Below are 10542 nucleotides of genomic sequence, written 5' to 3' on the forward strand. Positions count from 1 at the left end.
CTCATTATCACTATAACATATCTGGGATAGTTGTAAAGAATTAATCCTTCAGGACGACATTTTTTGGCCCAAGCATCTCTCTTAATAATTCGAGTAATTCTGGAGTCGGATTGATATAATTTTCTTCACCTAACTTAATTGTTTTACGGCCTTTTTCATAGTGTAAGATTACGGCTGCAACTCCTCTGTTTTCTTTCAAAAGTTGATGGATTTGCTGAAGAAATTTCTCAGATTGGTTTTCTTCCACTATTTTCAAATATAATACTGATTGCTTCCGTGTTTTTGTTTGGAGCCACTCTTCTAATAGAAAAACTTGTTGAATGATAAATTGTCGTTTCCCATCCCGCTCTTCAACCTTCCCTTCAAGCAATGTAAACTTCCCATGCCCTAATAGGTGAGAATATTTTTTGTATACATTAGGGAATGCTACTGCTTCCATCTCACCGCTTGAATCGCTTACCATTAAAAAGGCCATCGAATCACCTTTTTTAGTCCGAATTGATTTCATCGAGGTGATATATACACCAGAGGATACCCGTTGATTATTAGGTTTCATATCAAATAGGTTTTGTGCCCCAGCTTGCTTTAACTGCCCTTCATAGATAGAAATCGGATGGTCAGAAAGATAAAAACCCAGGGCTTCTTTTTCAAATGTCAGCTTATTCTCCTGACTAATGGGATCGACGAGCATATATTTCGGCTTTGGCATGAATTCTTCATCAAATAAATCAAATTGGTTATTGTCAGTTGGTTTAAAAATTTGTGCATGTTCCATCGCGACATCTAAACTAGCAAGCAATACGGCACGATCTTCTCCAAATTCGTCGAACGAGCCAGAGTGAGCAAGGAACTCAAGCGTTTTTCGGTTGATAGCTTTCGAAGAAACTCGTATACAAAAATCAAATAAATCAACGAACCTTTTCTTTTTCCGCGCTTGAAAAATCTCTTTTAAGGCAGCAGCCCCTACACTTTTAATCGCCGCCAAGCTATATCGGATTCCCTCTTGTTCCACTTGGAAGGAGTAGCCGCTATGATTGATCGATGGGGGGAGGACCGTGATATCTTTTTGTTTCGTTTCCAGGATGTATTGTGCAATTTTCGTATCATTGCCGATAGCCGAGGTAAGCAAGCCTGCCATAAAATATACAGGATAGTTTGCTTTTAAAAATGCCAATTGGTAGGCAATCATACTATAGGCAACGGCGTGACTTCGGTTAAAGCCATAGTTCGCAAAACGGACGATTAAATCATAGATTTCATTGGCTAGTGTTTGTTCATATCCTTTTTTTAGGGCTCCCTGAACAAAATGACTGCGCTCTTGATCAAGAATATCTTTTTTCTTTTTTCCAACAGCCCTTCTTAATAAATCGGCTTCACCTAGTGTGAAACCAGCCATTTTCGAAGCAATTTGGATAATTTGTTCTTGATACACAATAACTCCATATGTATTTTCAAGGATGGGCCGTAAATCAGGATGTGGATATTCAACTGCCTGTACGCCATGTTTCCTGTCAATAAAGAGCGGGATGTTTTCCATTGGTCCTGGGCGGTACAATGCATTGACTGCCACAATATCCTCAAATCGAGATGGCTTTAAGCGTGTTAGAACCTTGCGCATACCCTCTGATTCAAGCTGAAAAACACCTGTTGTTTCACCTTTTGCTAACAGGTTGAAGGTTAACGAGTCATCTAATGGAATCGAACTGATATTTAATTTTTTTCCAGTTTTACGAGTGATCGAGGATAAAATTGAATCTATCAATGTCAGATTTCTTAAGCCCAGAAAGTCCATTTTTAATAGGCCTATTTCTTCGAGATGTTCCATTGATAATTGCGTTAAAAAAACATGGTTTGACCCTCGTTGAATGGGGATTAAATCGATAAGCTGCTTCTCACTAATGACGACACCTGCTGCATGGGTGGAAGTATGACGCGGCAGACCTTCAAGTTTTAAAGCCGTTTCAAAAAGACGAAGATTCACCGGACTTTCTTTAATAAACCTTCGCAGTGCTTCCGATTCTTTATAGGCGCCTTTCAGGTCAATTCCAAGGCGGGACGGAATCATTCTTGATAATTGTTCGAGTTCCTTGGAATTTAACCCGAATACTTTACCGATATCTCTTAGGACTGCTTTGGCTGCAAGTGTTCCAAATGTAACAATTTGCGCGACATGCAGTTCACCGTATTTCGCGGCAACATAATTTATGACTTCATCACGACGATGGTCTGGAAAATCAATATCGATATCCGGCATGGAAATCCGCTCAGGATTTAAAAACCGTTCAAATAATAGGTTATGCTTTAATGGATCCACATCTGTAATGTATAAAACATAGGCAACCAATGAACCGGCAGCTGAACCCCTTCCCGGTCCTGTCAAAATCCCATGCTCTCTTGCATATTTCATAAAATCCCAAACAATTAAAAAATAGTTGCTAAACTTCATCCGTTTTATCACCGCTAATTCATAGGACAACCGTTCAAAATACTCCTTAGACGGTGCGGGAAAACGTTCACTCAATCCCTGTTTACACAGCACATCAAGGTATTCCTCAGCAGGAATCCCATTTTCTGTTGGAAATGCAGGTAAATAGGTCCTGTTTAATTCCATGTTAAATTGACACCTGTTTGCTATCCGGATAGTATTTTCTAACGCATCTAGTTCATTAGAAAAGCGCTCAACCATTTCAGCAGCAGTTTTTAAATAGAACTGATCGGTTTCTAACTTTTCTCTCTGTTCGTCCTGCAGTTTATCACCATTTTTGATTGCTAACAAACACTCATGGGCAAACATATCTTCTTTTTCTAGATAAAAGACTTGGTTAGTAGCTACAAGCGGGACATTCATTTCCTTCGAAATCATACTAAACTTATTACTGATTATTGTTTCTTGTTCAAGTTGGTGATTTTGAATCGCAAGAAAAAAGTTATCCCTGCCAAAAATGGTATCTAGTTTTTTAATAATATCTCTAGCCATTTTCTCGTTGTCATTGATGATTGACTGTTCGATTTCACCATCAAGACCTGGTGTAATCGCAATAAGCCCTTCTGCATAATGTTTCAACCATTTTAGCGGAATTCCATTATCCGTTTTGGTTTGTACCGTACTTGATATTTTTAAAAGATTTTTATACCCACTATCATTTTCAGCGAGTAAGACCAATGGATAGGATTCGTTAGCGGTGTACTCACTCTCCACATCAACTGTTAATCCGATAATCGGTTTCAAATTATTTTGTTTGCACAACTTATAAAATTCGACTGTTCCGTACATGACGTTTCTGTCCGTTAAGGCAATGGCAGAAAACCCTTTTTCTTGTGCATTTTTTATTAAATCCGGGACAGATGCCGTACTTGTTAATAAACTGTATGCACTATATACATGCAGGTGAATAAAAGACATATTGTCACACCCTTAGTTCCATAATCTCTCCCTCTATTATAGAACGAGATCGATAAAAAAGAAAATATGTTCTCATTTTGAAAAAATGTTGACTCGCTCGTTAGGAAATGTACACCAGCTGCGGAGCCTTGAAACAAGACAATCCTCTCAATTTAGGACTCTAAATTCATATTTCCATTGGTTTGTCCATATAAATGAGTATGGAGTCTTGACTATGGGTAGAGGCGGTAGACAAAATGAAAGAAATTGGATTTTTCCCTGCTTTTATAGAAAGCTACTTTATTGCCTTAGGAGTCGTGCTTGGCGGTGCACTTATTGGGGGAATAGCTTCATTCTTAACCGGGCAGCCGCCGCTGACAACCGTTTATCGCTTATCTTCAGCTCTTCGAATTTGGGCTATTGTATCTGCAATAGGCGGGACGTTTGACGCGGTTTACACTTTTGAAAGGGGATTATTTAACGCCGATACAAAGGATCTATTTAAACAATTTTTATTAATTCTCTCTGCCTTAGGCGGTGCCCAGACTGGAGCCCTGATTATTAATTGGTTAACCCAGGAGCATATCTCATCATGAGAATACCACCGTTGTATAGAAAACCTGCCTGGCAGCGTTTTTTTGCAGGAATGGCCATTGGGGGAGCGATTAGCTGGTGCATTTTTTTATATATTTATGGAGTCTGGCAGGAAGAGAACACCGAATTAATTCGAAAACAAGCGCAGGAGATTGTGGACCTAAACGGCGAGAAAAAGATTTGGCAGGAAGAATATAAAGAGATGAACAAGCGAAACATTGAACAACTCACCGTTCAGAAAATCAATATTAGAATAACAAACTCGGAAAAATATAAACTTGATTCTTTAAGCGTATTAGAAACAGAGGATTCTGTTAGAGATGATATTAGCTTGATGATTGCCAAAGATATCGACACAGTCTACAAAAGCAAAGACCTATTAAAAAAGATTATTGAAAATAAACCCATAAAAATAAATGATAAAAGATATAAACTTAAGGTTAAAGAAATGGTTTTCTATACAAATCTAACGATACAATTGGAGATTAAATTTGAATAAGAAAAACGGAAACACCCGTATAAAAAAATCGGCCCCCACTCCGAGGGCCGATTTTTTTAATGGTTAAGTGAATAATTTTCACATACCTCATCAAGTGCTTTCAATACATTTTCCACTTCGTTCCATGTATAGATGGAGGCACCTGATGCCAGTGGATGTCCCCCGCCTTTAAACTTGCGTGCGACTCCATTGATAACCGGGCCTTTTGAACGAAGTCGGACTCTAATTTGGGCGTCCTCTTCGATGAAGAAAACCCATGCTTTAATACCTTTTACATTCCCTAATGTTCCGACAAGAAGAGATGCTTCGGCTGGTTTTGCATTGTATTCGTTTAGCAATTCTTTGGTTAGCTTTACAGACGCAACCCCGTTTTGCTGAAAATCAAAATTTTGGAGTATGTAACCGTTTAGTTTAATTATGTTGAGATCCAATTCATACATCTTGTCAAATAATTCAGTACGAGAAAAATTATAATGAATCAAATCACCGGCATAGCCAAGTGTTTTTTCTGTTGTGCTTGGAAATAAAAATCTTCCAGTATCACCGACAATTCCAGCATATAACAGTCGCGCCGCTTCATCATTCACTTTTAACCCTTTGTCTTTTCCGTTTAAATAAAATTCATAGATCATTTCGCTGCATGAGCTGGCATTTGTATCCACCCATAGTAAATCACCATATGGGTCTTCATTAGGGTGATGATCTATTTTTATTAATTTATCACCAAGAGCGTATCGCTTGTCACAAATCCTATCAACATTTGCGGTATCACAAACGATTACCAATGCCCCCTTATATACTTCATCATCAATTACATCCAGCCTGCGCATGTAATGAAGGGTTGGTTCCTCTTGACCAACTGCATAAATCTTTTTATTCGGAAAGGATTCTTTCAAAATTGCTGCCAACCCGCCTTGTGAACCATAAGCATCCGGATCCGGACGGACGTGACGATGAATAATGATCGTTTCATATTTTTCAATCTCTGCTAATATTTGCTCAATCATGGGCACTGCTCCTTTACCTACTCATAAACCATGGTGGTATTTTTTTGTTTTTACAGGTACAATAATAGAAGATTTTCTAAGCTTGGAGGAAATAATATGTTTGTACTTGTTCTATTAATTGCACTACTATTCGCTTTCTACCTATTTTATAAAACAAAATACATCAGAAGCAACCGTTTAGTAGAAAAGAAATGGCTTGCAGCTAAATCAAATATTGCTTTAGGGCTTTTTGTATTGTTATTTGGTGTTAATCATTTACTATTTATTTCCGAAACAACCGTATCGTATATTGTTGCTGCAGTATTTATTATTTATGGGGCAACATTCAGCTGGATCGGTTTAAAAAAATATAAACACTACCTTCCTTTCGCAATCGAGGAAGCGAAAAATTTTGAACTGCAAAAATAAAATAAAAAGCCGCTTCGCATTTTAGTGAAGCGGCTTTGTTTTAAATATATATTTGAATACTGTCTAGCTCCACTGCCTAGGGGCTCGGGGTCATAAGCCCCTAGGCGCTTCCGCTTTTCTAACTTCTATCCAACAATTGACACATCATCATCGCTTTTCCGACTAATATTCCTTCATTGAAAACTTCTACATCTACTTTTCCAAATTTACGCCCCACTTCAAGGACTTTCGGATAAATTTCTAAGTTACTTTCCATTTGAACTGGTTTAATAAAGTAAATGGTCATATTTTCGACGACAAGGTCACCTTTTTTATAGGTTCGTAATACTCGGTTGGCAGCATCTGAGACGATGGTGGTAAAAACACCATAAGAAATGGTTCCCAGCTGATTGGTCATTTGCGGGGTTACTTCACAAGAGTAGACTTCTTCTCCTTTTGCTCTTCCCTGCATTAACACCATTCGATTGGTAACGATATCATCAATCGTTTCCCCAACCTGTGGCTGCCGTTGGTTCATTTGTAAGGCCTTTAACACATCCTGTCTGCTAATGATCCCTTCTAGCCGGTTAGATTCATCCGTAACAGGAAGCACTTCAATCCCTTCCCAGACCATTGTATGAGCCGTTGAGGCCACACTTGTCTTACCATTAACCGACATTGGGTGTTTGGTCATGATCTTTTCGATGGATGTGTCCATAACTTGACCTAAAATATCCTTACTTGTCACCATTCCTTGTATCTTCATGTTTTGATCGACAACTGGATAGCGGCTATGTGCCGTTTGTTGATTGAACTCATGCCATTTGGACACCCTATCCGTTGTTTTGAGATAAAATGTTTCAGCAAGTGGAGTTAAAATATCTTCAACCAAAATAATTTCCTTTTTTATCAATTGATCATAAATAGCCCGGTTAATCATTGTAGCAACAGTAAACGTATCATAGCTTGTTGAGATGACCGGTATTTCGAGGTTATCAGCCAGCTTTTTGATATCATCTTCAGCATCGAACCCCCCGGTAATGAGTACGGCGGCGCCTGCTTTTAAGGCAAGTTCATGTGCCTGGGTCCGGTTCCCAACAATTAATAGATTGCCTGCTTCGGTGTAACGCATCATGGCTTCTAGTTTCATGGCCCCAATCACAAATTTATTGAGAGTTTTATGCAAGCCTGTTCTTCCGCCCAATACCTGACCGTCAACAATATTTACTACTTCTGCAAAAGTCAGTTTCTCAATATTTTCTTTTTTCTTTCGTTCAATTCTAATCGTTCCAACCCGTTCAATCGTACTGACATATCCTTTATTTTCTGCTTCTTTAATCGCACGGTAGGCTGTACCTTCACTTACGGCCATCGCCTTAGCAATTTGCCTGACAGATATCTTTTCCCCAATCGGGAGTCCATCAATATATTGTAAAATTTGTTCATGCTTTGTGGTCAAGACCTTCACCCTTTTTATAGTCAAATTCCAATCATTCAGTTACGAATAATCCGGATTACATATAAATTTATTATAGAGTGTTAAAAGCCTTGATTCAATGCGGATTCTCACATAATACCTAATTCTCAAAGATAGGACCTAGATTTCTTCCTTGGACGTCGATCCGATTGAAGCTTTTGTCCTTGCCTTTTTGGACTATAAAGCAAACCAGTAAAATTTCCAGCGATGACGATTAAAGCAAAGGAAAGCCAGACTAACGAAAAGATTCCTTGGGCACCTTCTGCCTGAATCGATAATCGTGGTACTCCATAATAAAGCAAGAAGCCACTGAGTAAAAGGCAAAGTAAATATCTGTTCTTTTTCAATTTTAATTCCTCCTCTTAAAGACTGCTTGTTCATATTTATGCATTTTGGAGGAAAAAAAGTATGTAAATCATCTAGAACTTTTAAATTTCAATGGCTTCGCCTGGTTGGAGTACCCTGCCATTTTTATCTTCCAGCATGTCAATAAACTTAAACGGATCCTGTTTAATTGGCGGGAATGTATTGAAGTGAATTGGGACAACTGTTTTAGCTTTTAGTAACTTGGCAGCATAGGCCGCATCTTCTGGACCCATTGTAAAATTATCACCAATTGGCAGGAAGGCTACATCGATTGGATGTCGCTCGCCAATCAATTTCATATCTGAAAATAATGCTGTATCTCCAGCATGATAAATGGTCTTGTCTTCATTCATAAATAAAATCCCAGCAGGCATTCCACAATAGATAATTTCATTATTTTCCGTTGTATAGCTTGACCCATGAAAGGCTTGTGTTAATTTTACTTTGCCAAACTCAAATTGATGGGCACCACCAATGTGCATCCCATGGGTATTAACTCCCTGCCAACTTAGATAAGTGGAAAGTTCATGGTTGGCAACTACCAGAGCATTATTTTTCTTTGCCAGTTCGACCGTATCCCCGACATGGTCATTGTGACCATGCGATAAAATAATAACATCTGGCCTTATTTCATCCACTTTCAGGTCTGTTAATTGGTTTCCATTAATAAATGGGTCAATTAAAATACGCTTCCCATTCGATAGAATTTGCACCACTGAATGTCCATGATAAGAAATTTTCATCAGACTCGCTCCTCTCGTTTTCCTCTAAATATATTTCCATGCAATAACTGGAATTCCTCCCATATTTCTAGTTTATTCCTAATAAATCGAATTTAAGCAAGGTGAAGGGCAGAAACTTCAGTTAGTTTACATTTCAACTTTTAATTGATACTCTCATATAGGATATGAATTACATAGGGGGAGTTAAAATGAATCAGCGATTAACTAAACTTCAAAACTGGATGAGGGAAAACGAGATTGAAGTTACCTTTCTAACCTCTTCCGAAAATGTCTTTTACTTGAGCGGATATTACACCAATCCCCATGAGCGCTTGCTTGCACTAGCCATTTTTCAGACGGACGAGCCTTTCCTTGTCTGCCCTGGAATGGAAGTACCTGAAGCGAAACGTTCTGGCTGGGAGCATGAAATTCTTGGCTATAGCGACATCGAGAATCCATGGGAAATGATTCTAAATGCTATTCAAAAAAGAATAAATGGTGTCTCCAAAGCAGCGATTGAAAAAGAGCATATGAACGTCGAACGATATGAACATCTTTCAAGGTTATTCCCGCAAGCATCCTTTGTTTCAGCGGAAGAAAAATTGCGCATGCTGCGAATGATTAAAGATGCCAAGGAATTAAAAATTATTGAAGAGGCGTGTGCCCTAGCTGACTATGCGGTGGAATTTGGTGCTAGTGAAATCAAGGAAGGCAAAACAGAGTTGGAAATACTAAACGCCCTGGAGTACGCTCTAAAACAAAGGGGTGTGACGGAAATGTCGTTTTCGACAATGGTTCTATCCGGCGCCAATGCCGCTTCTCCCCATGGAAATCCTGGAGAAACAAAAATCCAAAAAGGGGATCTAGTTTTATTTGATTTAGGTGTGGTTGTTGACAGGTATTGTTCAGATATTACTAGAACCGTGGCATACGGGGATATTAATGACAAGCAGAAGGAAATCTATGACACTGTATTAAAAGCGCAACTCGCTGCTATTGAAGCCAGCAAACCTGGGATAACTGCAGCAGAAGTAGACCTTACTGCACGCCGAATTATTGCTGATGCTGGCTTCGGGGACTATTTTCCACACAGGCTTGGCCACGGTCTCGGAATTAGCGTTCATGAGTATCCATCACTAACAGAAACAAACCCGCTCATTATCGAGGAGGGTATGGTATACACGATTGAACCAGGTATTTATGTTCCAAATGTGGCCGGTGTCCGGATTGAAGATGACGTTTATATTACGGCAAATGGGGCAAAAGTTCTCACAAGATTCCCGAAAGAATTGCAGATCATAAAATAATTTCATTTGTGATATTTTTACATTGAAATTTAGACAGAATTGAGATATTATACTTATACAAGCTGCGTTGTTCGTAGTCATAATAAAGTTTTAACCTTTAAGCTGTAAAAGGGAGTTTAACCATTGGAACTGGATTGACAAGCCTCTGTCTATAAGACTTGGAGGACATGCAAGAAAAGTTTCTGAGAACACCCACTTTGAGGAGTGGTGGTTTAAAACTTTCTTATATTAATACGGCAAATGCGGCTATATAGTATGTACTTCAAACCAGTTCCTTTCAGGGACTGGTTTTTATTTTTAAGTCAAAAAAGGGCTATCATCAATTTACGGGAACCCACACAACAGAATGCAGACACACATTCATATGAAAGACAAAACTCGTAAAAAAACTGGTTAAATTGTCCTTCATAACTCTTATGAAGGACAATACTCGTAAAAAACCGAATAAATTGTCCTTCATAACCCCGATGAAGGACAATACTCGTAAAAAAACCGAATAAATTGTCCTTCATAACCCCGATGAAGGACAATACTCGTAAAAAAACCGGGTAAATTGTCCTTCATAAGTCAAGTCCTATATTTTGTGTAAATTGTATTTCCTATGGTTACAATGTTTTTCAGCTTTTATGAATTTTGATGGTTTGGAAGGGGGTACCCCCTTCCAAACCATCAAGATTTCGCGCGCTTCGCGCCTAGCCTTTTTCTTGCACTACTTTTTTCATAGCTTGTTCTTCGGCTAGGTCGATTAAGACCGCTCCAATTAATCGGTACGCAGATTGTGTATTAGGAAAAATACGGATT

General features: G+C 38.7%; 9 protein-coding genes and 1 other RNA gene. 5 read left to right on the forward strand and 5 right to left on the reverse strand.

Going from position 1 to position 10542, the window contains the following annotated elements; all coding sequences use genetic code 11:
• Positions 1 to 40: 40 nt before the first annotated feature.
• Positions 41 to 3403, reverse strand: a complete 3363-nt coding sequence (gene dnaE / locus KW850_RS12545; protein ID WP_218347909.1) for a DNA polymerase III subunit alpha — start codon at positions 3401 to 3403, stop codon at positions 41 to 43.
• A gap of 236 nt (positions 3404 to 3639) precedes the next feature.
• Between dnaE and ytrH the strand changes: the two genes are divergently transcribed.
• Both ytrH and ytrI read left to right on the forward strand, forming a co-directional pair.
• The gene (gene ytrH / locus KW850_RS12550; protein ID WP_218347910.1) at positions 3640 to 3978 is read left to right on the forward strand and encodes a sporulation membrane protein YtrH; all 339 of its coding nucleotides are present in this window, start codon (positions 3640 to 3642) and stop codon (positions 3976 to 3978) included.
• Complete coding sequence (ytrI, locus tag KW850_RS12555) at positions 3975 to 4475, forward strand: sporulation membrane protein YtrI (protein WP_218347911.1); 501 nt, start codon at positions 3975 to 3977, stop codon at positions 4473 to 4475. Before ytrH ends, ytrI begins: the two co-directional genes overlap by 4 nt.
• Before the next feature lie 56 nt (positions 4476 to 4531).
• On the opposite strand, the gene KW850_RS12560 is transcribed toward ytrI, so the two are convergent.
• Entirely contained in the window at positions 4532 to 5482 is a 951-nt protein-coding gene (locus KW850_RS12560; RefSeq protein ID WP_218347912.1) for a DHH family phosphoesterase, read from the reverse strand.
• A gap of 96 nt (positions 5483 to 5578) precedes the next feature.
• Between KW850_RS12560 and KW850_RS12565 the strand changes: the two genes are divergently transcribed.
• Positions 5579 to 5890 (forward strand): YtpI family protein, encoded by a 312-nt coding sequence (locus KW850_RS12565; RefSeq protein ID WP_218347913.1) that lies wholly within the window; start codon positions 5579 to 5581, stop codon positions 5888 to 5890.
• 118 nt (positions 5891 to 6008) lie between these two features.
• Here KW850_RS12565 and KW850_RS12570 read toward each other — a convergent pair whose 3' ends face one another.
• The 3 genes from KW850_RS12570 to KW850_RS12580 all read right to left on the reverse strand — a co-directional run bounded on the left by KW850_RS12570 (position 6009) and on the right by KW850_RS12580 (position 8455).
• Positions 6009 to 7328, reverse strand: a complete 1320-nt coding sequence (locus tag KW850_RS12570; RefSeq protein WP_218347914.1) for a CBS domain-containing protein — start codon at positions 7326 to 7328, stop codon at positions 6009 to 6011.
• Between the two features lie 125 nt (positions 7329 to 7453).
• Complete coding sequence (locus KW850_RS12575) at positions 7454 to 7693, reverse strand: hypothetical protein (protein WP_218347915.1); 240 nt, start codon at positions 7691 to 7693, stop codon at positions 7454 to 7456.
• An 81-nt stretch (positions 7694 to 7774) separates the two neighbouring features.
• Positions 7775 to 8455 carry a metal-dependent hydrolase gene (locus KW850_RS12580; protein WP_218347916.1) on the reverse strand — a complete coding sequence of 227 codons (681 nt, stop codon included), beginning with the start codon at positions 8453 to 8455 and terminating at the stop codon, positions 7775 to 7777.
• A 188-nt stretch (positions 8456 to 8643) separates the two neighbouring features.
• On the opposite strand from KW850_RS12580, the gene KW850_RS12585 reads away from it, so the two are divergent.
• Together KW850_RS12585 and ssrS are read left to right on the forward strand one after the other, a co-directional pair.
• A complete protein-coding gene (locus tag KW850_RS12585) occupies positions 8644 to 9741 on the forward strand; it encodes a M24 family metallopeptidase (protein ID WP_218347917.1) in 1098 nt (365 codons plus the stop codon).
• A gap of 56 nt (positions 9742 to 9797) precedes the next feature.
• Positions 9798 to 9994: non-coding RNA, 6S RNA (ssrS, locus tag KW850_RS12590), on the forward strand.
• Positions 9995 to 10542: the final 548 nt, after the last annotated feature.

It is taken from the genome of Bacillus sp. sid0103 (assembly GCF_019219025.1).